13 protein-coding genes are annotated in these 24,449 nt (G+C 63.1%); 12 read left to right on the top strand and 1 reads right to left on the bottom strand.

Features of this window, described 5'->3' with window-relative positions; all coding sequences use genetic code 11:
• Nucleotides 1-150 precede the first annotated feature (150 nt).
• The 11 genes from AB4O35_RS23195 to AB4O35_RS23145 all read left to right on the top strand — a co-directional run bounded on the left by AB4O35_RS23195 (nt 151) and on the right by AB4O35_RS23145 (nt 22,688).
• A complete protein-coding gene (locus AB4O35_RS23195; protein WP_460149308.1) occupies nt 151-12,201 on the top strand; it encodes a filamentous haemagglutinin family protein in 12,051 nt (4,016 codons plus the stop codon).
• Between the two features lie 443 nt (nt 12,202-12,644).
• Nucleotides 12,645-13,238 (top strand): transposase, encoded by a 594-nt coding sequence (locus AB4O35_RS23190; RefSeq protein WP_065876192.1) that lies wholly within the window; start codon nt 12,645-12,647, stop codon nt 13,236-13,238.
• Nucleotides 13,239-13,297: 59 nt separating this feature from the next.
• Entirely contained in the window at nt 13,298-14,881 is a 1,584-nt protein-coding gene (locus tag AB4O35_RS23185) for a ShlB/FhaC/HecB family hemolysin secretion/activation protein (RefSeq protein ID WP_065876191.1), read from the top strand.
• A gap of 24 nt (nt 14,882-14,905) precedes the next feature.
• Entirely contained in the window at nt 14,906-16,705 is a 1,800-nt protein-coding gene (locus AB4O35_RS23180) for a DUF2341 domain-containing protein (RefSeq protein ID WP_065946368.1), read from the top strand.
• Nucleotides 16,706-16,716: 11 nt separating this feature from the next.
• Nucleotides 16,717-17,142: an ExbD/TolR family protein gene (locus AB4O35_RS23175; RefSeq protein ID WP_010211136.1), complete on the top strand. Its 426-nt coding sequence runs from the start codon at nt 16,717-16,719 to the stop codon at nt 17,140-17,142.
• 3 nt (nt 17,143-17,145) lie between these two features.
• Nucleotides 17,146-17,853 (top strand): energy transducer TonB family protein, encoded by a 708-nt coding sequence (locus AB4O35_RS23170; RefSeq protein WP_065910648.1) that lies wholly within the window; start codon nt 17,146-17,148, stop codon nt 17,851-17,853.
• A gap of 43 nt (nt 17,854-17,896) precedes the next feature.
• Nucleotides 17,897-19,597, top strand: coding sequence for a putative porin (locus AB4O35_RS23165; RefSeq protein ID WP_065910647.1), 1,701 nt, complete (start codon nt 17,897-17,899; stop codon nt 19,595-19,597).
• An 18-nt stretch (nt 19,598-19,615) separates the two neighbouring features.
• Nucleotides 19,616-20,242 (top strand): DNA repair protein, encoded by a 627-nt coding sequence (locus AB4O35_RS23160; RefSeq protein ID WP_065910646.1) that lies wholly within the window; start codon nt 19,616-19,618, stop codon nt 20,240-20,242.
• Between the two features lie 20 nt (nt 20,243-20,262).
• On the top strand, nt 20,263-20,721 hold the full coding sequence (locus tag AB4O35_RS23155; protein ID WP_049708791.1) for a YbjN domain-containing protein: 459 nt from the start codon (nt 20,263-20,265) through the stop codon (nt 20,719-20,721).
• On the top strand, nt 20,718-21,659 hold the full coding sequence (locus AB4O35_RS23150) for a peptidylprolyl isomerase (protein ID WP_065946367.1): 942 nt from the start codon (nt 20,718-20,720) through the stop codon (nt 21,657-21,659). The genes AB4O35_RS23155 and AB4O35_RS23150 overlap by 4 nt, the downstream gene beginning before the upstream one ends.
• Nucleotides 21,660-21,710: 51 nt before the next feature.
• Nucleotides 21,711-22,688, top strand: a complete 978-nt coding sequence (locus AB4O35_RS23145; protein ID WP_065881377.1) for a LysR family transcriptional regulator — start codon at nt 21,711-21,713, stop codon at nt 22,686-22,688.
• A 245-nt stretch (nt 22,689-22,933) separates the two neighbouring features.
• On the opposite strand, the gene AB4O35_RS23140 is transcribed toward AB4O35_RS23145, so the two are convergent.
• Entirely contained in the window at nt 22,934-23,800 is an 867-nt protein-coding gene (locus AB4O35_RS23140; protein WP_065946366.1) for a LysR family transcriptional regulator, read from the bottom strand.
• 93 nt (nt 23,801-23,893) lie between these two features.
• Between AB4O35_RS23140 and AB4O35_RS23135 the strand changes: the two genes are divergently transcribed.
• Nucleotides 23,894-24,436: a DUF4865 family protein gene (locus AB4O35_RS23135; RefSeq protein ID WP_065946365.1), complete on the top strand. Its 543-nt coding sequence runs from the start codon at nt 23,894-23,896 to the stop codon at nt 24,434-24,436.
• The last annotated feature ends 13 nt before the right edge of the window (nt 24,437-24,449 follow it).

Genomic DNA, 24,449 nt, shown 5'->3' with positions numbered 1-24,449 from the left:
AACGGCCTGTGCCGTTGCTGATTTTTTTGCGTACCAGCCCCATGTGAACTTTCCATGACAGAAGTTCAGTCGCGCCCCTCGCCAACCGCCTAACCCTCATACGTGAGCCTGTCTTGCTCCCTGCGTAATAACAAAGAAGGAAGATTCCCGATGGTCCGCTGCAAATCACCGGTTAACCTGAAAGCCCAAGATACCGTGCTGCGCCTCAAGCCCCTGGCCCACGCCATTGCCTTGTTGATGGTGGCAGGCAATGCGCAGGCGGCTACAGCGTTCAGTTCCAGCTGGTTTGCCGACAAAGGCGCGACCCAGGCGGCGACTGCTGCACGGCTCAGTGCAGGGCAGGTGCCGGGGATTCCGACGCTGAATCAGCAGGCGCGGGTCAATCAGCAACTGGCGCGCTCCATCAGCACGCTGAACACCAGTGTCGCGGCGATTGCAGCGCAGCAGGCGGCGCAGGCGGCGGGGCGGCAAGCGGCGTTTGGCCAGGTTTCGAACATTCCCGACGGACTGGGCAAGGGCGGCCTGCAGGTGGATAACAGCCTCACCCAGGGTTGGCTCAACGCCAACGGGCCTAAGCAAAGCCAGTCGGGCGGCAAGACCACGGTGACCATCGAACAGACCGCCGACAAGGCGATCCTCAACTGGGAGACCTTCAACGTCGGGCGCAACACCACGGTGGATTTCCAGCAGCAGTCCAGCTGGGCCGTGCTCAACCGCGTCAACGACCCCAACGCGCGGCCCAGTGAGATCCAGGGCCAGATCAATGGCGCCGGTACGGTGATGATCGTGAACCGCAACGGTGTGGTCTTCAGTGGCACCAGCCAGGTCAATGTGCGCAACCTGGTCGCAGCGGCAGGGAATATCACCGACGAGCAGTTCACGCAGCGCGGTATCTACGTCGACTCCACCGGCTCCCAACCGACTTTCACTGACGCTGCGGGCAAGGTCGTGGTGCAGCGCGGTGCATTGATCCAGACCCACAACCCCGCCACCTCCACCGACGGCGGCGGCTATGCCTTGCTGCTCGGCTCGGAAGTCGAGAACGCCGGTACAATCATCACCGCCAAGGGCCAGACCACCCTCGCAGCCGGCGACAGCTTCTACATCCGCAAGGGCGTGGGCACCACCGGCAACGATCGTTCCACCACCCGTGGTAACGAAGTGGCAACTAGCCTCAACGCCGGCAGCAGCGCCGGCAAGGTCACCAACAGCGGCCTGATCATGGCCTCTACCGGTGACATCACCCTGACCGGGCATCAGGTGCAGCAAAATGGTGTTGCGCTGGCCAGTACCTCGGTGGACACCCGCGGCACCATCCACTTGCTCAACTCCGCCACCGACGCCACCGGCAGCGTGACCCTGGGCGAAGGCAGCACCACTGCGATCCTGCTGGACAGCAGCGGCAGTACCGCGCTGAACAGCCAAAAGGGCAACGGGCTGGTCAACCTCGACGGCACCCCTGCCAACCTGATCACCGGCCAGTTCAACAACCTCAGTGCCGTGGCTGACCGCACCGACCAGTCGCGTATCGAGATCGTCAGCGGCGGCACCGTGGACTTCCAGAAAGGCTCGATCACCCTGGCCACTGGCGGGCAGGTGGCGGTCAGCGCGGCCGGCCGCAGCCTGGTGCGTGATGGGGCGATGATTGATGTATCCGGGGCTGTCGGCGTCAAGGTGTCGATGGAATCCAACAACATCAAGATCAACGTACAGGGCAACGAGCAGCGCGATGCGCCGGTCAACCGTGACGGCGGCCAGTTGATCAACAATGATGTGTGGGTCGACCTGCGTGAGCTGGTGTTTGTGCCGGCCGGTACCAACGGTTACGCGACGGATCGCTGGTACACCGCCGGCGGCTTGCTGGAGGTGGGCGGTTACCTCGGTACCCAAGGCCACTCGGTAGGCGAATGGATGGCCCAGGGCGGCACCGTGACCTTTACCGGCAAGGATGTGGTGACCCAAAAGGGCGCGCAGATCAACCTGTCGGGCGGCACCGTGGATGTGCAGGCCGGGTATATCCAGCAGACCTGGCTCAAGGGCCCGGATGGGCGTTTGTATGAGGTCTCCAACGCGCCGGGCGACATTCTCTATTCCGGGTTCTACAAAGGTTATGAGGACACCAGCAAGCGCTGGGGCCAGACCGATTATTACTACAACCCGATGATCGCCAAGCAACGCCGTTACGAGAGCGGCTATACCGTGGGCCGTGATGCCGGCAAGCTGGTGATCGGCACCACCAGCGCGGTGCTCGAAGGTCAGGTGATCAGCGACGTGTTCCAGGGCGATCGCCAGACCCAAGCGCCGAACATCAACCTCGACGGTTACCAGCAATCGCAGAAGGCGATGGCCCAGCGCGCGCAGTTGATCATTGGCGGGTACACGCCGGTCTACAACAAGACCACCGGCACCCTGCGCTATGCCCTGACGGGCACCACCGATCAGGTACTGATCGACAGCAATACACAGAAAATCGCCGATGGCCTGGACCTCACCACCGCCTTGCCGGCGGATCGCCAAGGCAAGATGGTGCTCGACAGTGATCAGCTCAATGGCTACCAACTGGGCGCGATCAAGGTCGGTGCCACGCAGCAGATTACCGTCAACGGCGCGCTCAAGGTGGCGGACGGTGGCGATATCACCCTGTTCGGGCCGGGTGTGAATATTAATGCCAACCTCACCGCCCACGGCGGAAGCATTAATGCAGGCAACATTCTTTACCAGGTCGATCCGCTTAAAGGCACAGTCCTTGATGCGATTGTGCCGGGGAATGGCGGTGTCAATGTTGCCTCCGGGGTCAAGCTGGACACCACGGGGCGCTGGAATAACCTGTTGCTGGAACCGACGAACAACAGCGGCGTGGCCTATGTGAACGGCGGCAAGGTATCGCTGCGCAGCACCGGCAACGTGAGCCTGGCGGCCGGCAGTGTGGTGGATGCTTCCTCTGGCGGTATTCTCGGCCTGGATGGCAAACTCACCGGCGGCAAGGGTGGCGATGTGACCTTGGCTTCCCTCAGTAGCCTGGCGCTGGACGGCGAGATTCGCGGCTATGGCGTCAGCGGTGGCGGCACCCTGGCGTTGCAGGCACGCAAGGTGCAGATCGGCGACAGCGCCACCGTGCCTGACGCGGGCACCGTGCAGTTGGCCGCAGATTTCTTCAACAAGGGCTTCTCGGCCTATGACATCACCGGCAACGAAGGGCTGCTGGTCACGGACGGCACCCAGGTAAATGTCACCACGCCGGTCTATCGCTTGGGCGACCAGACCTTCGCTGCGCCCAGTGGCAGCGACCCGGCCACGGCCCTGGAGCGTTGGACGTCAGCGTTGTATCAGGAAGACGCGACCAAAGGCGTGCTGACCCAGCGCCGTGGCGCCAGCCTGACCTTGACCGCCGGCCACCAGGAGTCCACGGCCGCCGAACTGGCCACCACGGCGTTGACCGTAGGCCGGGGCGCGGTGATCAACGTTGACCCTGGCCAGGGCATCAACCTGCGCAGCGTTGGCCAGTTGACCCTGAACGGCACCCTCAATGCCTGGGGCGGGAGTGTCAGCCTGGGTGGTTTGACAGTGACGGTTTCAGAACAGGCTAACGCCGCTGGCCATGGCCGCTCGATCTGGGTGGGCGAGAACGCGCTGATCGATGTTGCTGCGCGTGCGGTCACGGCGGTGAGCAGCCGTGGCGATGTCTACGGCCAGGTGCGTAATGGCGGCAAGATCAGCATCGGTGGCGACATCGACCTGGCCACCGGCATTGCCAAGGCCAGCGACCTGTTTGTGGTCGTACGCGACGGCGCCCGCCTGGATGCTTCCGGCGCCCAGGCGGGCCTGGATATTCCGGGCCAGGGCCGGGTGCAGGTGGCCAGCAATGGCGGCAGCATCAGCTTCGCGTCCAACAACGGTCTGTACCTGGATGGTAGCTTCGTCGCCAGGGCCGGTGGCGTCGGCGCGGCGGGCGGCAGTTTGTCCGTGGCCCTGGAAAGTCCTTACTACGCCAAGAATGCCGTCACTGACCGCGTACTCAACCTTCGCGAACTGGTACTGAGTCAAACCCACCAGGGCAGCACATTGCCGGACACCGCCGACGCGGCGGCCGCCAGCCTGGAATATGGTCATGGTCGCCTTGGGGTGGACCAGGTCAGCGCTGGCGGGTTCGACAACCTCGCTTTGTTGAGCGACGGCGTGCTGGGTTTCGACGGTGACGTATCGCTGAAAATGGGCCAAAGCCTGCGCCTGTACAGCGGCGCCATGGGGCTTACAGAGCAGGCTGCGGACAATTCACGTATCAACCTGTCGGCGCCGTACCTGCTGCTGGCGGGCATCCTTGAACCGTTGGAAGCCAAGGACCAGTACCTGCATCCGGTATTGACCAACGGCACGTCTCAACGCGCCAGCCAGGCGCTGTTTGCAGCCAACGCTAACCTGATTGATGTGCGCGGCAGCGTGCAGTTCGGCAATAACAGCAACCTGCCGCTGAGCGACACCAGCCTGGTAAATGTCGACCGCCGAGGGTTCGATGATGTGCAACTGACCAGCCAGGGCGACCTGCGCTTTCTGGCCGGGGCGGGGGCGGATGCGATCGCCACGGGTATCAGTACGCAACTGATGACCCGGGGGGACATGACCCTGCGTGCGGTGCAGTTGTATCCGGGGACCGAGGTTGGGGCGCGGGTACTGGCTGGCTTTCTGAGCGAACGTGATGGCACCAGCTTCAACTACGATCCAGACCGCACCCTGACTATCGCCCGCACCGGCAACAGCAATGCCCAGATGCCCTACTCGGCGTTCGGCCGCTTTCAACTGGGAGCCGCCACCATCAAGCAGGGCGGCGTGATACGCGCGCCCCTGGGGCTGATTGAGGTTGGCGTTATGGGAGGCAACAGGGTCGAGTTGCTGCCCGGCAGCCTGACCTCGGTGAGCGGCAAGGGCCTGGTGCTGCCATACGGCGGCACGGTTGATGGTCAAGTCTACAAATACAACGGTAAGACCGTGACGTTTATCGGTCTGGGCGGACGAGACAACAACGGCCTGAGTGTCGGGTTGACGTTAGGGGGGCAGTCGGTTGCGGTGCTGCCTGACGCTACGGTGGAACTGTCCGGCGGCGGCGAACTGCTCGGCGCCGGGTTTATTTCCGGGCGCGGTGGTTCTACGGATGCGCGCTACAACCCGTTGGTACAATTCGGGGCGAATGGCGGGTTTGTGCTGCCGGGGCTGGGCACCAACCCGATCTATGCGATCGTGCCGGGTGCGCAACCGGGTTATGCCCCCGTGGCGCCGGAAGGGGGTGCAGTCGATCCGTTGATTGGCCAGCAAATCACGATTGGCGCCGGCGTACCGGGGCTTGCGGCGGGCACCTATACCTTGATGCCGTCCACCTATGCCTTGATGCCGGGCGCTTTCCGGGTGGAAATCAATGGCCTGGCCGGCCTTGGCAGCGACAGCACGACCCAGGCCATGCGCAATGGCTCGTGGTCCACGTCGGGGCGCCTGTCCATCGCCAATACCGAGATTGGCAACAGTATTGCAAGCCAGGTGATTCTGACCTCTGCCGATACCCTGCGCCGCTATTCGCAGTACAACGAAACTGGCTATGCACAGTTCGCCGTAGCCGACGCCGCCAGGCTGGGTGTGCCACGCGCATTGCTGCCGGTGGACGCTAAAACCCTGCAATTGATACTGCGAGCAGGCGCAGGGGAGGACTCCTTTTCGTTCCAGGGTATCGGTCGCTTTGAGGCAGCCGACGGCGGTTACGCCGGCACCGTTTCGCTGAACAGTTCAGGTGGAGGCGCCGGGCGAGACATCGAAATTATTGCGGCGGGCAAGGGCGCCACCAGTGGGTTTGCCGGTATTACCGTAGGGGCACAAAACCTCAATGCACTGGGCGCTGCACGCCTGGTGATTGGCGGGACGATGGTGGTCAATTATGGTCAGGGTGGCAACTACGTCACCCTCAGTGGCGGTAATACGGGGGTCCTCACCCTGCGCGATGGCGCGACCCTGGCCGCGCCGGAAGTATTCCTGGTGGCCTCGACCGGCTCCATCGTGGTTGAACAGGGCGCCTCCATCAATACCATCGGGCGCGGCAAGGCCAGTTATGATGCGCGCGATGGCTTTGTCTACAACTTGGCCAACGTATTGGCAGTGTCTAATGGCTTGCTCAATGTGGTCGCCCAGACGCAACCGCAGGCGGGTAAAGGTATCCAGATAGGGGTCTGCAACAGTGCGCCATGCAGTGGGCAAACTGCTCTGTATTCAGAAGGCAGCATCGTCGCCTTGACTGACAACACCTTGCAGATGAGCGATCAGGTGCGCTACGGCACCCGCCACCTCAACCTGGGGCTGGCCAGCATCAACGTCGGCAGCCCGCAAGCCCTGGCCGATGCGGCGGCGGCCAATCGCCTGCCGGCGGGCCTGACCCTCACCCAGGCAGTGCTCGACCGCCTGCTGCGCGGCGATACCCAGTTCGGCGCACCGGCCCTGGAAACCCTGCAACTGTCGGCACGCGACAGCTTCAACTTCTACGGCACCGCGACCCTGGACACCTACGATGCGGTGACCGGCAAGTCTCTGTTGAACAACCTGATGCTCTCCACCCCGGCCATCTACGGTTCCGGCGGTGCGAATGATGTGGCGACTATCCACACCGCCAACCTGATCTGGCAGGGCGCCGAGGCGGCGCCTGGCACGGTGGTGGCGGGTGGCGCGGGCACCGGCGGCGGGCGCCTGGATATCAATGCCGAGCGCATTGAGTTCGGCTACGGCGAGTTTGCCCAGGCCAGCACCACAGCGACCTTGAACCGCCTGGCCCTGGGCTTTGCCAACGTCAACCTCAAGGCCAGCGACCGCATCACCGCCAACCATAAGGGCAGCCTCTCGGTGTACCAGAACCAGGGCGCCTATGACCCGGTCAAGGGTTTTGCCTACAGTGGCGGCAACCTGAATATCCTGACACCGTTGATGACCGGCGCGGCGGGCTCAGTGAACAAAATCACCGCCGGGGGTGCGATTGATATCAGTGCGTCGGCCGGCCCGGTGGGCAAGATGGATGGCCTGGGCGGCGAGTTGTCGCTGCAGGGCGACAGCATTCGCCTGGCCAGCGCGGTGGTACTGCCCAGCGGCAAGGTGACCCTGGGCGCCCGTGGTGACGTGGTGCTGACCGACAACGCATCGATTGATGTGTCCGGTCGCGCCATCGTGTTCAATGACCTGACCAAATACAGCGCGGGCGGTGAAGTGCTGCTGGAAAGCCGCGCAGGCAATGTACTGCAGGGGGCGGGCTCGACCATCGACCTGTCGGCCAACTACAACCAGGCGGGCAAGCTGCGCGCCGTGGCGGTGGGCGGCGCGGCCGGCACCGTCGACCTGGCGGGCAAGATTCTCGCCGGCAGCAGCGGCTACTACGATGCCGGCGGCACCCTGGTGCCGTACCTGGCAGGTGCGGTGGAGGTCCAGGCGCAGCACTTGGGCGGCAACGGCACCTTGAGCGACCAGTTTGCCGCGCTCAACCAGCGCCTCAACCAGGGCCAGGTGTATGGCACGCGCAGCTTCCAACTGAAACAGGGCGACCTGGTCATCGGCAATGGTGTCAAAGCCAACACCGTGAATGTTTCGGTGGACAACGGCAGCTTGCGCGTGATCGGCCTGGTGGACGCCAGCGGCGAGCGCGTCGGCAGTATCAACCTGGCCGGCAAGAACGGCCTGACCCTGGACGGCAGCGCTGTACTCGACGCCCATGGCACGCAATTGCGCGTGGACAGCTACGGCAAGATCATTGATTCGCCGAACCGCGCCGTGGTAGTGCTCGGCTCCGGCACCGGCCAGTTGACCCTGGCTGGCGGTGCGCGTATCGACCTGCGTCATGGCACCGATACTGCGACTGGCAATGACGGGCGCAACCGTGGCACGTTGGAGCTGAATGCGCCGCGGTTGGGCGCGGATGACATTGCCATCGACGCCAGTGGGCACCTGACCATCGACGGCGCGCGATCGATCGCCCTGAACGGGATGATCACCTACGACGACGCGCCGATCGGGACCAGCCCGACGGCCAGCGGCAGGCCGTATCAGGAAATCACCCAGGATTACCTGAAAGAGAAGCACGACCTGAGCACGACGTTCATCAATGCGGCCTTGAAAAATACCAACCTGGTGCAGAACAAGCTGGCCGGCCTGAACAACGCGACCTACGGTGATACCTTTCACCTGCGCCCTGGCGTGGAAATCATCAGCAAAACCCCGGATGGCGACTTGGTGGTGCAGGGAGACCTGGACCTGTCCGGCTATCGCTACGCGAGCCTGAAATCGCCGACCCAAGCGGTGACCGAGGCCGGCAGCCTGACCCTGCGTGCCGGTGGTGATCTGAATATCTACGGCAGCATCAACGATGGTTTTGCAGAGCCGGCGGCGACCCCGGATGATACCGGCTGGGTGCTGCGCGCTGGCATTGACTACACCGGCGGCACGATAACGGTGCCCGGTGACGGCGTGACCCTGGCGGACGGCACCACGTTCCCTGGCGGCACGATTCTCAATTTCGACCTGCCGATCAAGGCCCGCAGCCTGACTGCCGGTACGCGATTGCCGGTGGCGGTGACCCTCAATTCGACCTTGGCATTGCCGGCCGGTACGGTCCTGGCGGGTGCGGTGCGTAATGCCTCGGGTACCGTGTTGTACCCGGCAGGCACGATATTGACTGCGCGCGTGAGCTTACCGAAAGACAGCATCCTGGATGCCGGTACGGTGTTGGTGAGCCTCACCAGTGTGAAGGCCATGACCTGGCCGGCGGGCGTGCCGTTACCTGGGAAACTGGGCAGCACCGCGATAGTGACCCTCAATGGTCCCAAGCTGCTGCTGCGCGGGGCCTTGTTGCCGGTGGGCACCGACGTCAAGCTGCAGGGTGGCGTGCCGTGGGTGAACCTGCGTACGGGGGGCGAGGGCAAGCTCTGGGCTGTGGCGCCGATGCTGGCCGAGGGCTCGCAGTCCTGGTCGATGCGTCTGGTGGCCGGGGCCGACACACAGGCGGCCGACAGTCGCTTGCTGCAGCCGCATCCAGAGGCGGGTAATCTCCGTTTGGCGGACAGCCACTCCTCGGTCAAGATTATCTCCGCCAATGATATTAGGGCGGGCAGTCCGCGTTTCAGCGTGATCCGCACCGGTGCGGCAGACCTCGAGCTGCTGGCCGGGGGCGACTTGAGCATGGATTCGCTCTATGGCGTCTATACCGCCGGCAGCTCCGCCGCGAGCGCGTCTGGCGAATGGTTCCCGGAAGGCGGCGGTAATTTGCTGGTTAAGGCGGGTGGCAACCTGACTGGGAACATCACCAGTGAAGCCCCGGACATTGATGATCGGCCGGTCGCGGGTGACGTGGGTAATGACTCCGCCAACGTAGGCGCTTGGTTGTGGCGTCAAGGCAATGGCCTGTCTGGTAGCCAGGCCCAGGCGACCAGTTGGTGGATCAACTTTGGCGCCTATACCCCTAACTATTTAATAAAAAATGCACCTGACCAGATGGTTGGCTTTACCGGCTTTGGCACGCTGGGCGGGGGTAACCTGAATGTTGACGTCGGCGGGGATGCCGGGATCCTGAGGCCACTGACATTGAACGGGGCCTTACCTGCGAGCGTTAACGCCCGTAGCCAAGGCCTGGTGTTGGCAGTGGGCAGCACCGGTCGGGTTGGGGCCGATGGCAGCCTGCAACTCACGGGCGGCGGCGATATGAATGTGCGGGTCGGCGGGGCGGTTAACCCTGGCAGTCAAATCACGTCGGGTCACCTTAATGGTGCGGTGGTAGATCTTCGCGGGCATGTTCAATTGACGGGCGGCGCCCTGGGTAGCTTGACCTTGCGTTATGGCAACCGGTCAACGGATCAGAGCCCTGGCGAAGTCCGCGCCTACGATTCGATGCGCTCGACTTCCGCGACGGCGGCCGGGGGCTGGAGCCTGTTACCTGGGGACGCAACCTTCAGTGTGGCCACCCGTGGGGACCTGGTATTGCAAGATGTGGCCGATCCGGGCCGCGCGCCGCAAATGAATGCCTCGGCCTATGTGAAAGGCGCGGATCTTGGTTTTGGTCAGAGCTGGTTCAGTTTGTGGACCGAACGCACTGCGATCGATCTGTTCTCCGCCGGCGGCAACCTCACGCCACTGACAGACACCACAGAGTCGGATATGGCGGCGGTATATCCCGCGACATTACGTGCGGTCGCGGCCAACGGCAGTCTGTATTACGGGCGTGCTTCGGCACTTAACAACAGCCCGCCACCGCCGCTCAAAGCGCTGGTGCTGGCGCCGTCGGCCAACGGTCAGTTGCAATTGCTGGCGGCGGACTCGATCTATGGCGGTGACTTGACCATCAGCCGCTCCAGCGCAGCACCGGATACCCTGGCGACGATCCTGCGCCCAGCGTTCCAAGGGTATGTCAAAGACCCCACGAGCGGAAATTATCAACTGGTTGGCAGTAATACTTCCACGGATTCCGTTCGGGCCGATCTGGGCCGCGTCTCTCCCCTGTTTGCCTTCGGTCCGAATACCGCCAGCACGTCATGGGGCGATGCCTTGGACCCCGCGCGTTTCTATGCTGTAACCGGCGATCTGCTGGGCGTCAACAGCGGGCGTTCGATCACTATTACCACCGCTACCGACCCGCGCTTTGGGCAGACCTATCATGAAGGCGCAGGCGCGGTGTGGATGTTGGCTGGGCGAGATGTCGTCAGCAGCGGCACAACCTTGAGTGGTGCCAGCGGCGGTGACGGTGGGAGTGGGGAATACACCATCGCCGGCAATCTGTTCGTCCACAACAGCCCCACCAATATCTCTATTGTCAGTGCCGGCCGCGACATCCTCTACAGCAGCTTCAACGTCGCCGGCCCCGGCAACCTCGAAGTGACCGCCGGCCGCAATATCCTGATGGATGACAAGGTCGGCATCACCAGCCTGGGCGCCGTGGCCGCAGGCGACAACCGCCCCGGCGCAAGCATCACGATGCAAGCCGGTGTAGGCCCCAACGGCCCGGATTACCTGCGCTTCGTCGAGGCCTACCTGAACCCCGTCAACCTGGCGCAACCGGGCGAATCGATCCAGGGCGGCAAGGTCGCCAAGACCTACGAAAACGAACTGGTCGGCTGGCTCGCCGAGCGCTTCGGTTTTATCGGCAGCCCCGACCAGGCCCGCACCTACTACGCGGCGCTGCCCGCCGAACAACAACGGGTGTTCGCCCGCGACGTGTACTTCGCTGAACTCAAGGCCGCCGGCCGCGAGTACAACCAGGTCGGCAGTGTGCGCCAGGGCAGTTACCTGCGTGGCCGCTCAGCCATCGCCGCACTGTTCCCGGACAAGGACGTGGCCGGCAACCCGATCACCTACAAAGGCGACATCACGATGTTCGGCGGCGCTGGCGTGCACACCAACTTCGGTGGCTCGATTCAGATGTTCACCCCAGGCGGCAGCCAGACCTTCGGCATCGAAGGCGCGGCGCCACCGTCGACGGCGGGTGTGATCACCCAGGGTGCCGGTGATATCCAGCTGTACTCCATGGGCAGCATCCTGCTCGGCCAGAGCCGCATCATGACCACCTTTGGCGGTTCGATCATGGGCTGGACCAGCGAGGGCGACATCAACGCCGGTCGCGGCTCCAAGACCACCGTGGTGTACACGCCGCCCAAGCGTGTCTATGACAACTGGGGCAACGTCGGCCTGTCGCCGTCGGTGCCGAGCACGGGCGCGGGGATCGCGACCTTGAACCCGATTCCGGAAGTGCCGGCGGGGGACATCGACCTGATCGCACCGTTGGGCACCATCGACGCAGGGGAGGCGGGGATTCGCGTATCCGGCAACGTCAACATCGCCGCGTTGCACGTGGTGAACGCGGCGAATATCCAGAGTCAGGGCAAGTCGTCCGGGGTGCCGGTGTCGGCCACGGTCAACACGGGGGCCATGAGCTCGGCCAGCGCGGCGGGGGCAGCGGCATCCCAGGCGGCCGAAGACGCAGCACGCAGCCAGCAGGCGGCGGCCAAGCAGGGCCGGCCTTCGATCATGACGGTGGAAGTGTTGAGCCTGGGCAGCGAGCCGTTGCCGCGTGAACCGGAACCGCAGCAGAAAAATTCCGCCTACAACCCCAACAGCCCGGTGCAAGTGCTGGGCGCGGGGCCGCTGAGCGAACAGGCGCGGGCGCGGTTGACGGATGAGGAGCGCAAGCAGATCAGCTTATAAGGCTTTGGAAAGGACCTCTCGATGTACCGTTCGGGGCGATCAATGATCGCCCCTTTTTTTTGGCGTTTCTCGGTCTGCGGTGGGCGCTGGGTTGCCTGCGAAGGCTATGTGTTAGGCGCTAGAGGGTTTTTGGTTGGGGTACATATCCATTGCTGCGGTAACGGCTGATATTGGTTTCGCCCTTACGGCGGGTCACTTTGGGGCTCTTCCAAAGTGAGCCGCCGTAAGGGCGGAACCATAACCCGCCGTTACTTAAATAACGGATATACACCCCGACCAACCATCAAAAAAATTGCCCCCCTCCCAATCCCAAATGAAGCTTTCATGACAAAAGTTCGGTAGCTCCCGGCCACCCCCGTCTCTCCTATGTAACGCGCTGGAGGCCGCCACAAGCTGCCTCCCCAGCCGTCAGCAAGACGCCAGGAGTGGGGCAAGTGGGAACTATGGAACGTTACTCGAAAGTAGGCATGCAGGAGCTCGACCAGCGCCTGTCGAAGATCGTTGAAGCCGCGCGCAAGAAGCCGGTTTCGGTGTACCGCTACGGTGCGCCGTGGGTGTGGATCGTCTCTCAGGACGACTGGCAGGGCGCGTTGAAGGAAGTGTCCAGCTACATCCCGGCGGGCCATTCCCTGGTGTTGCTGCGCCCGCAGATCGACGAAGTGCTCGACCAGCACCGTGAGTGGCTGGTGGCCGAATCCGCGATGTCGATCGCCCCGCACACTGTGCTGCAAGTCCTCTTGCTGCAACTGCTGTATTCGGTACCCAGCGAGCAGCAACTGCATGAACAGCTGAACTACAACCTGCTGTTCCGCTGGTTCGTCGGCCTGGACCTGAACCAAAAGGTCTGGAGCCTTCATGTCCTCACCCGCGACATCGCCACGCTGCTGAATAACCCGCGTGCGGTGCAACTCATCCAGAAAATCATCGGTGACGTGTTTTGTGGCGCCTTGCTGCACATGCCGGAGTTCTCGCTGAACTTCGCCCTGTTGCACACCTGGCTGGCACGCCACGGCAACACCTCGATCACCAGCAATTGAGCAGGCCGCATGCCGGGCAATCGGTGGCGGCGCAAAAAATCAGAATGTCAGGGGGCGGTGTGGAGCATCTGTTCAAATTAACGCTGGCGCTGTGTTGCGTGACGCTGGGGAGCGTGACGCAAATCGCGTTGGCCGAGGAAGAGCAAGCGGCGCGCAAGGTCGACGTCAACGAGTACTTCGTGCGCGGCAACACGGTGCTCGATGCGGCGACGATCGAGGAGGCTGTGTACCCGTTTCTCGGTCCGCAAAAGACCTTGGGCGATATCGAAGGCGCCCGCGATGCGCTGCAGAAGATCTACCAGTCGCGGGGCTACCAGTCGGTGTTTGTCGAGCTGCCGGAGCAGAAGGTCGACGACGGTATCGTCTACCTGCAAGTCAGCGAAACCAAGGTAGGACGCGTGCGTGTGGTCGGCGCCAAGCACTATTCGCCGGTGGAAATCCGCGAGCAGGTGCCGGCGCTGGAAGAGGGCGCGGTGCCGGACTTTGCCACGGTGCAAACCCAGTTGGCCGGCCTCAACCGCAGTGCCGGGCGTCAGGTCACGCCGCTGGTACGCGAAGGCCAGCGCCCCGGCACCATGGATGTGGATTTGCAGGTGGAAGACCAGAACCCCTGGCACGCCAGCCTCGGCCTGAACAACGACTACAGCGCCGACACCGAGAAGCTGCGCTCGGTGGCAACCCTGGGTTACGACAACCTCTGGCAACTGGGCCACAGCATTTCGCTGACGTACTTCACCGCCCCCCAGGACACTGAGAATGCCAAGGTCTGGTCCGGTTCCTATACCGCCCCGTTGAACGAGCGCTGGACCTTGCAGTTCTCCGGTTACCAGTCCGACAGCAACATCGCCACCATCGGCGGCAGCAACGTGTTGGGCAAGGGGCATTCCTATGGGGTGTCGGCGATCTACAACCTGCCCGCTGCCGGTAACTGGGCCAACTCGTTCTCGTTCGGGGTCGACTTCAAGGACTTCGACGAGGAAATGAAATTTGGCTCCAGCAGCGACCAAGTGCCGCTCAAGTACGCGCCATTCACGTTGGGCTACAACGGCTATCGCTACACCGAGCAATCCCAGCTGGGGCTTGGCTTGAACCTGGTCGTCGGCACCCGTGCGTTCTTCGGTTATGGCAGCGACGCCGAGGAGTTCGACTACAAGCGCTACAAGGCCAGCGCCAGTTTTGCCGTGCTCAAGGGCGACCTGAATTACACCTACACCTTCGCCAACGATTGGCAGTCAGCCACCAAAAGTGGCTTCCAGCTGGCTTCGGGGCCGCTGGTCTCCAACGAGCAGTATTCCGCCGGCGGCGCCACCTCGGTGCGCGGTTACCTGGCGGCGGAGCGCACCGGGGATGAGGGTTACTTGCTCTCCCAGGAACTGCGCACGCCGTCCATGGCCAAGTTTCTCGGCAGTTATGTGCAGGAATGGCGCTTTTATGCGTTCGCCGAAGGCGCGCGCATGCGCCTGCACGACCCGCTGCCCGAGCAAGAAGACGAATACAGCCTGGCCAGTGTCGGCCTGGGCACCCGCGCCAGTTTGAGCAAATGGTTGTCCGGCAGCCTGGATTGGGGCTACCCGCTGCTCGATGGACCGAACACCCAGAAACAGGACTCGCGACTGCACTTCAGTGTGCAGGCGACTTTCTGACTTTTTCTTTCGGAGACTTCACCCATGCAACGCCTATTCCTGAGCCTGTTGATCTGCCTGGGCTTCGCGCTCCCGGCCACCGCCCATGCCTGGTGGCAGGACGATTGGCACTACCGCAAACAGATCTCGGTAGACACCACCGCCCAAGGCGCCGCGATCAACCAGGCCCTGGGCCGCACCGCGCTGCTGGTGCGCCTGCACACGGGCAATTTCACCTTTGACGGGGTGAAGGAAGACGGTGCCGACCTGCGTTTTGTCAGCGCCGATGACAAGACCGTGTTCAACCATCAGATCGAAAGCTTCGACCCGTTGATGGGCATGGCGCTGATCTGGGTCGATGTGCCCAAGGTCGAAGGCGGCCAGCGCCAGGACCTGTGGATGTACTACGGCAATCAGAAAGCCCCGGCCACCGCCAACGGCCAACTGACGTTTGATCCGAACTACACCGCGCTTTACCACTTTGATGGGGCCAATGCGACACCGCCCCGGGACACCACGGCCTACGCCAACACTGCACTGAACGCCACTGGCGCGAGCATTGACGGCGTGATCGGCCGCGCCTTGCAGTTCGGCGGCCAGCCCTTGATGTTGCCGGCCAGCCCATCGTTGCAGCACGCAGCCGGTGGCGCATTCACCTTCAGTGCCTGGCTGCGCCTGGACCAGGCCAGTGGCGAGCAAGTGGTGCTGGCCCGTCGCGACGGCTCTCACAACCTGCTGCTGGGCTTGAACCAAGGTATGCCGTTTGTGGAAATCGACGGCCAGCGCGCCGTGTCGACCCAACCGCTGAACCCCGGCCAATGGCAGCACCTGGCGTTCACCGCCGAGGGTGAAAAGGTCTCGTTGTATGTGAATGGCCGCGAAACCGCGACCCTCGCCGTCGCCTTGCCAGCGTTCAATTCCCAGTTGGCCATTGGTGCCGACCTGCCGGAAGCGGGCAGCACGCACCAGCCATTCGCCGGGGCCATCGATGAGCTGCGCCTGTCCAAGGTGGCGCGCCCGGCCGCGCTGTTGCTGGCCGACGCCAGCGCCCAGGGCGCCGAGTCGAAGCTGGTGGCCTATGGCGTGGATGAAGAACAGTCCGGCATGGGCTTCGGCAGCCTGGGCTTCTTGCTTAATGCCGTACCGGTCGACGCCTGGGTGATCATCCTGGTGCTGGTGGCGATGATGTTCCAGTCGTGGGTCATCATGCTGCGCAAGAACCGTCAGGTCAGCCGCCTCAGCAGTGCCAACGAGGTCTTCCGCGAGCATTTCGCGCAGATCGGCACCCGCCTGGAAATGTACGCCGACGACACGCAATTGGCTGAGCGCCTGACCCATTCTTCGCTGTGGCGCCTGTACCTGGTGGCGGTCAAGGAAATCCGCACCCGTCGCGCCCAGGGCGCCGACACCTCGTCGGTCTCGGCTGCCACCATCGAAGCCATCCGCTGTTCCATGGACGGCGTGCGCACCCGCGAAAACCAGGCCCTCAGCTCCAAGCTCTCGACCCTGTCCAACGCCATCGCCGGCGGCCCGTACATCGGCCTGCTCGGGACGGTGCTGGGGATCATGGTGGTGTTCCTCGGTACCGCCATGGCCGGTGACGTGAACATCAATGCCATCGCGCCGGGTATGGCGGCGGCCTTGCTGGCCACGGCCATGGGCCTGTTTGTCGCGATCCCGGCGCTGTTTGGCTACAACCGCCTGATCACGCGCAACAAGGAAGTGAGTGCGGACATGCGCGTGTTTGTCGATGAGTTCATCACCCGCCTGGCGGAGATGCACGGCGAGAGCCAGCACAGTGAAGCCGCGCACCGCGCACCGCATCACGCACCGGTTCCGGCCTGAGGAGAGTTGCCATGGCTTCTGTAAATGCCTCCCACGACGATGACGATGATGCCGCCGTCGACAGCATCAACATCACGCCCCTGGTGGACGTGCTGATGGTGGTGCTGGTGATGTTTATCCTCACCGCCACTGCCCAGGTCTCGGGTATCCAGATTCACCTGCCCAAGGCCAGCGCTTCGGTGTCGTTGTCGGAGGCCAAGACCAAGGCGATCTCCGTGAACGACGGCGGCCAGGTGTTCCTTGACGCGTACCCGGTGACCCTTGGCGAACTCGAAGAGCGCCTGCGTATCGAGAAAGCGCTGAACCCGGATTTCCCGGTGATCGTGCGCGGCGATGCGATGGTGCAGTACCAGAAGGTGATCGAAGTGCTCGACTTGCTGCGCCGGCTGGAGCTGTCCCAGGTCGGGCTGGTCACCGGCAAGCCGAGCCAGGGCTGAGCCATGACCGCACAGATCCCAATCGCGCCACTGCCCGTGAAAAAGAAGCCGCCATTGCGCCCGTTGAAGTGGGGCGCGGGCCTGTTGCTGGGCGCCGTGGCGGCCTGGTTTTTGTGGCAGTGGGCCAATGACATGAGTGGCGTGCGCCGCGAAGCGCCCAAGGTGCCGACGATTATCCCGTTGCCGCCACCACCGCCACCGCCTCCAGAGAAACCCAAGGAGCCCGAGCCCCAGGTCGAAGAAAAAGTCCCGGAGCCGGTGCCAAGCCCCGAACCCGAAGAGGTCAAGCCGGCCGAGGAAGCGCCGCCTTCGCCCAACGAAGACCTGGCCAACCCGATGCAGATCGATGGCGACGCTCAGTCCGGCAATGACGGTTTCAACATCGGCGCTGGTAAGGGCGGCGGCATGGCCGGCAGCGGTGGCGGCGGCGGGTTGGGTACCGGCACGTACAAGCAGTACCTGGCCGGCACCTATCAACGGCTGATGCGCGAAGACCCGGAATTACGCAAGAAGGCTTTCTCGATACAGATAGACCTGTGGTTGGGCACCGATGGCCAGGTCACTAAAGCGCTGGTGGCCAAGTCCAGCGGGGATGCCGAGACCGATGCCCAGATGCTCGCGCTGATACGTGCACCGCGTTCCACACAGAAGCCGCCGGCCTCGCTGACGCTGCCCATGCGCCTGTCCCTGAAGGGCCGGCGCCCGGATTAATTGAATGCTTTTTTCAACGGTTTTTTACAGGAGTTGCGTACACATGATTTCCCCCGTGAATCGACTGACCCTGGCGGTCGGCATGGTCATCGCGACCCTGGTCGGCCAGGCGACTGCAGCCCCGGTCGCGCCCTCGGAAAACGTCACTATCAACCTGATCCGCCTGTTGGTGCAGCAAGGCGTGCTCAAGCAGGAAACCGCCAATGGGCTGATCGCCCAGGCCGAAAAGGAAGCCCAGCAGGCACGCCAGGCCAATGCCGCGTCGGTGGTTGCCGCAGGCCCGGTCGCCGCGCCCGGCGACGTGCGTGTGCAATATGTGCCGCAGGCGGTCAAGGATCAGATCCGCGATCAGGTCAAGGCCGAGGTCATGGCCACCGCCAAGCAGGAAAACTGGGCGCAGCCCAATACGTTCCCGGACTGGATCTCGCGCATCAGCTTTGATGGCGATATCCGTTTGCGCGACGAGTCGCGCTATTTTTCGGGTAACAACAGCAACAACATCACTGACTTCGCGAAGCTCAATGACACCGGCCCCTACGACGTCAACAAAAACTCCAATACCAAGTTCCCACCCTTGCTCAACACCCGCGAGGACCGTGAGAACCTGTTCCGCCTGCGCGCACGCCTGGGCATGAAGGCGGTGATCTCTCCGGATTGGACAGCCGGCATACGCATCGCCACCGGCTCTGACAATAACCCGGTGTCCACCACCCAAACCCTGGGCGGCGGTTTCGGCAAAAAAGACGTCTGGCTTGACCAGGGTTACCTCACCTGGGCAACCACCGACTACATGAAGTTGACCGCCGGCCGCATCGGCAACCCTTTCTACTCCACCGACATGATGTATTCCAACGACCTCAACTTCGACGGTGTGGCCGCAGTCTTCAACCACGCCCTCAATAGTGAATGGGGCCTGTTCGGCACGCTCGGCGCCTTCCCGGTCGAATACACCTCCGACACTGCCAGCGCCAACGGTATCGACAAGGAAGACAGCGAGACCAAATGGCTGTTCGGTGGGCAGATTGGCGCTGACTGGAAGATCAATCGCAGCAACCGTCTCAAGCTGGCGGCTGCCTACTACCAGTTCCAGGACATCGAAGGCGAGCGCTCCAGCCCTTGCGCGCCATGGGCGGGCGCGGCGGGTTGCGACACCGACGGCACGCGCGTGGCCTTCATGCAAAAAGGCAACACCGTGTTCAACTTGCGTAACAACACCACCAACCCGGCTGATCCTGCCAGAACACCCGACCCGCAGTTCGTAGGCCTGGCGTCCAAGTTCGATGTGCTGGACCTCAACCTGGTCTGGGACAGCGAGCTGCCGAGCGATTTCAAGCTGCGCAGCCAAGCTAACTTCATCCACAACCTGGCTTACGACAAGGGCGAGATGCTCAAGCGCAGCGAGGGCGAGATCGTCAACAACATCAACAGCAAAGGCCAGTTTGAAAGTGGCGGCAATGCGCTGATGGTCTCGTTCACCCTCGGCAGCGCGTTGGAGATGCGCAAGCGCGGCGATTGGAATGTGCTGGCCGGTTACAAATACATCCAGCCCGACGCCTTGCCCGACGGCTTCAACGATTCCTCGTTCCACCTGGGCGGCACCAACGCCAAGGGGTACTTCATCGGCGCCAACTACGGCATCGAAAAGAACATCTACGCCAGTGCGCGTTGGTTGAGCGCGTCCGAAGTGTATGGCCAGCCGTTCGAAGTCGATGTGATGCAACTGGAACTCAACACGCGCTTTTGATGCGCAGGGAGATGCCACATGAACACGCGAATCTGCGGGCTGCTCTTGGTATTCGTTGCCACGGCGGCCTCGGCTGAAGGCATGGAGGAGCGCTTGCGTACGCAATTGCGCAGCACCACCCAGCAATTGCAGGCGCTGCAAAGCGAACAGGCTCAGGCCAGTGCGGCGCGTATCGCCGCTGAAACCCAGGCCAAGCAGGCCCAGGCGCAAATCAAGCAACTGACCGCTGAGCTGGAGAAGACCCGTGGCGTGGCCGAGCAAATGGCCGGCCAGCAACAGAGCCTGCACAGTCAGGCGCAAGCCCAGGTCGCGGCGAGCAATGAGCAGATCGGCAAGTTCAAGAAGGCTTATGACGAACTGCTGGTGCTCGCCAAGGGTAAAGAAGCCGAGCGCGCTCGCTTGCAGGCACAACTGAGCGAACGTGACACACAAGTGCAGCAATGTTCAGTCAAGAATCAACAGATGTACGGCGTGGCCCAGCAACTGCTCGCGGCCTACGAAAAAATCGACGTGGCCGAGGTGATGAGTATTCGCCAGCCGTTCGCCAGCAGCGCGCGGGTCAAGTTCGAGGAACTGGCCCAGGGCTTTGGCGATGATTTGTACAAGAGCCGTTTCGACGCGCCTCAGGCAACTGCCAATCATTGATAGACAGGGAAGAGATCTCCATGAGCGAATTGATCACCAGCGTCACCACCCAGAGCCTCACCGAGCTGTTGCAGGAAGCCGGCTACCGGGTCAATCAGACCGAGCAGAACGGTATCGTGCAATTGCTCAGCGCCAGCCAGGGCATCGGCTTTGCCGTGCGCTTCGGCAACCCGGCGGCGGAGCAGGGCAACTACGTGGATTTCACCTACAGCTGCGCGCTGCGTATCCAGGGCGAGTTGCCTGAAGGCCTGGCCCAGGTGTGGAACGCCTCGCGGCGCTTTGCGCGGTTGTCGGTGCAGGGCGAATTCCTGTTGATGGAAATGGACGTGGTGGTGGCCGGTGTTGGCGCCACGCACCTGCGCAGCCAGCTGGAACTGTGGGATCGCCTGTTGCAGGAGTTTATCGTCTACCTGCGTGAATACAGCCAGCAGGCGGCGCAGTTGCAGGCCCAGGCCGACGTCGAGGCGCCCGTATTGTGAAAAAGCCAACCTTGATGGTCGGCGCGGGTGCGCTGGCGCTGCTGGTGGTGGCGGTGGGTTTGAGCGTGCGACCGGGCAGCGACCCGGTGGCGGCTCAGCAACCGGCACCGGTGCTCAACCTTGCGCCGAGCGGTCCAGCGGTGGCTCGCCTGGGTAATCAGCAGATCGACCTGACGGAACTGAAAAGCGTGCTTGCCAGCCTGCCGGCCGAGTCTCGCGAGCAATTACGCGGCAACCGAGGTGCGTTGGAGACCTGGATCCGTTCACGCCTGGCACAAAAGGCGGTGCTCGAACAGGCCGACGCGCAAGGCTGGCGCCAGCGTCCGGAAGTGGAACAGCAAACACGAGCTGCCACTGAGCAAATCGTGTTTCGCGACTACATGCTCTCGGTCAGCCAGGTGCCGGCCGACTACCCCAGCGCGGCTGAATTGCAACAGGCCTACGACAGCGGCAAGTCGCAATGGATGACGCCGCCGTTGTATCGGGTGAGTCAGATTTTCCTCGCGGTGAATGACCCGCAAACCCTCGACACAGTACGCCGCCAGGCCCAGGAATTGAGCCGCCGCGCCCAGGCGGTACCGGGTGATTTCGCCGCCCTGGCCACGCAGTTTTCCCAGGACACCGACTCTGCCGCGCGAGGTGGGGACTCGGGGATGCAGCCATTGCAGCAACTGGTGCCGGAAGTGCGCACTGCGGTGTCGCGCCTCAAGGTCGGTGCCGTGTCGGACGTGGTGCAGAGTGCGGCAGGGTTCCATGTGCTCAAGCTCACCGGCCAGCAACCGGCGCGCACCGCGACCCTGGACGAGCTGCGCGAACGCCTGACCCAGGCCCTGCGCGCCCAGCGCCAGGAGCAGATCGCCAAGGCTTACCTCGAAGGCATGCTTAACACCGCGACCCTGAGTATCGACGGCGCAGAGCTGAACAAGGTGCTGGAGTAACGCGTTTCAACCCGCATTGGATGCACAGACAGACAAGACAGGGAGTCTCCCATGGCATTTCTAGAACCGTCTGGCCTTCAGGGGCCGTCCGCTTATCGCGCACCGGGCGAGGGGCGTAGTACCTGGCTGGCCCTGGCCAATGAGATTGACCCGGAGGTGGCGCGCTACTTTCTGGTGAGTGCGCGCTGCGGCTGTTTCATGCAGGCGGCGCGCAGTTTGAATATCAAGGCGACGCTGTTGCGCAAGCGCTTGGCGCAGTTGGAAGAGCATCTGCGCCATTCGCTGTTCACCTATCAGGGCAATGGCTTGGTACTTAGCCGCGATGGTCAGCAGTTGCAGGCTCAGTTGATTGCCCTGGCCCATGAGCGGCGCCTGCCGGTCACGGAGCAACCGCTGATTCGGCTGGCGGTGGCTGAGCCGATCCTGCACGACATCCTTGGGCGCGACCTGATTGCCTTGCTGCGACGCAACGCCAGCGTGCGCCTGGAGATCATCTCCATCGACAGCCAGTTGTCGCTGCAAGCAGTGGAGGTAGACGTGGTGCTGTGGTTGTCGGACGCCGACGGCCCGGTGCCGGGCCCGAGCTTTGTCACTGAGCCGCCACGGGCCCTGGCGCGGCTGCAATATTTGCCGCATATCGCCAAGCGTTATTCACGGCTGACAACACGGCCGGACAGCGTGGAAGACCTGAATGACTACATGCTGGTGCAGTGGCAGCCGGATGCGCAGGTTGGCGCGCTGCAGCCGTGGAATCGGGTGGTGGAGCAGCGTTTGGCGGCGGTGGTGCAGGTGCATGCGTATTCGCTGATGCTGGAGATGATTCGTTGTGGCGCCTGTATTGGGTTGCTGCCGCACTACATGAGCAGTTTTGACCGGGGGCTTGTGGCGTTGCCGGGGTTGTTGGCCGAGAGCATGCAGCGCCACGTGTGGCTGGCAGTGAATGCGCAAGTGGGGGATGCGGAGGCGGTGCGGATGATTGTGGCGTTGATCATCAGCACCTTCGAAGGCCGCCGTGAGTGGTTTGATTGACGATGTCATGTCGCCACACATCTTTTGAGAGCACAGAAGCAACCTGTAGTGAGCGGGCTTGCCCCGCGCTGGGTGGCGAAGCCGCCCCAATAAAGACACCGCCGAGTGCCAGATAAAACCAAGTCGCCTGGTTTGGGGCGGCTTCGCCACCCAGCGCGGGGCAAGCCCGCTCACTACAATTGTGAAAATGGCATCACCTGGGCAAGCCAGCTCCCACAAAAAAAGCACACTGGCGGGGGCTGGTTTCAACGTTGCAGCACACCACGAAAGGTCGCGCTCAGGGCGCGCAATGTTTCCCTGGAGCGTGCGTCACTGATCCGGCTGTGAAGCACCACTTCACTCACGGGCAATGCCGGCAACCCATATTGCTCGCTCACCTCAACCGCGCCAGCGGGTGCCACGCGGTGGGCGAGGGCGGCTACGCCGAGGCCGGCGCTGACTGCCGCCCCCACGGCCATCACACCGCCGCCGACGAATACTTCGGTCCAGTCGATGCGCGCCGCGTCCAGTGCGCGTGTGGCCAAGTGGCGAACGCCGCAGGGCGCAGCCATGGTCGCCATGCGCAGTGGCGTGCCGGGGCTGTGTTGCCAGGTGGGCGCAGCGAACCAGCCGAAGCGTTCCACCACCAAGACTTCGCCGTCCTGGCGGTCACCCTCGTTGCGCACGATGACCGCGTCCAGCTCGTTGCGATCGAAGGCGGCGACCAGGTCGCGGGAGGAGGCGATGCGGACTTCGAGGATCACCAAAGGGTCATAGGCGGCCAGGCGGCTGAGCCAGGTCGGCAAGTCCGGGCCGGCGACGTGGTCGCTGATGCCGATCACCAAGCGACGCGGTGCGTGGGTGCCCATGTCGCCCAGCGCGCGTTCATGGGCGTTGAGCAGCGCACGCGCGGCCACGATGAACTGCTCGCCCTTGGGCGACAGCCGCACGTGCCGTGGCGTGCGCTCAAGCAGGCGATAGCCGAGGCGCTCTTCAAGGCGCTTGAGCTTAAGGCTGATCGCGGCCTGGGAGGTGTCGAGGGCCTCGGCGGCACGGGTGAAACTGGCGAAATCCGCCACCAGTACGAAGGCGTGCACGGTGTCGATATCCAGAGGTTTGAGCGCGTCAGTCATATCGGATCCTTATCGCACCTATATCGGCTCATATCTTGTTGAAATCATCACGGGTGCGCAAGCTGGAACCTCATCTTGCCAGGGAGCTTTTTTATGTTCGCCAAACAGTATTCACACCGCTTGCCCGCCGACTACGACATGAACGTGATTCGCCGACGCGCCGCGCAGTTGGGGCCGTTGTGGGATCACGCTGAAGGGTTGCTGTTCAAGGCGTTTATCGCCCAGGAGACTGGCGGCAATGTGTATTCCTCGGTGTACCTGTGGGCCGACCCCTTGCAGGCCGCTGACTTTTTGCTGGGGGAGCGTTTCCAGAAAGTGCTCGACAGCTTCGGTCGTCCGCATATCGAGAGTTGGCTGCCGCTGGATGTACAACGCGGCCCGGCGCAGAACGCGCTGAGTGTGTATCGGGAGGAATGGCCGCTGGCGCCTGGCGCGGACCGCGCGGGCATAGTGGCCGATGAGAAACGACGGAATCAGCACTTGGCGGATAGCAACGACACGTTCGCGGTGTTCCTCGCGCTGGACGTACAAGCGTGGCGCTTGGTGCGGTTTACGCTGTCGGCCAAGACGTTGGACGTCGAGCACCCAGGCACGGGCTACCAGGTGCTCTATCTGGCACAAGGCGTTGCGCCCTAGCGATAACTGCGCC

Source organism: Pseudomonas sp. H1_A03, assembly GCF_054685145.1.
The sequence above is the reverse complement of the archived record's forward strand: the minus strand, read 5'-3'. Positions and strand labels throughout refer to the sequence as shown.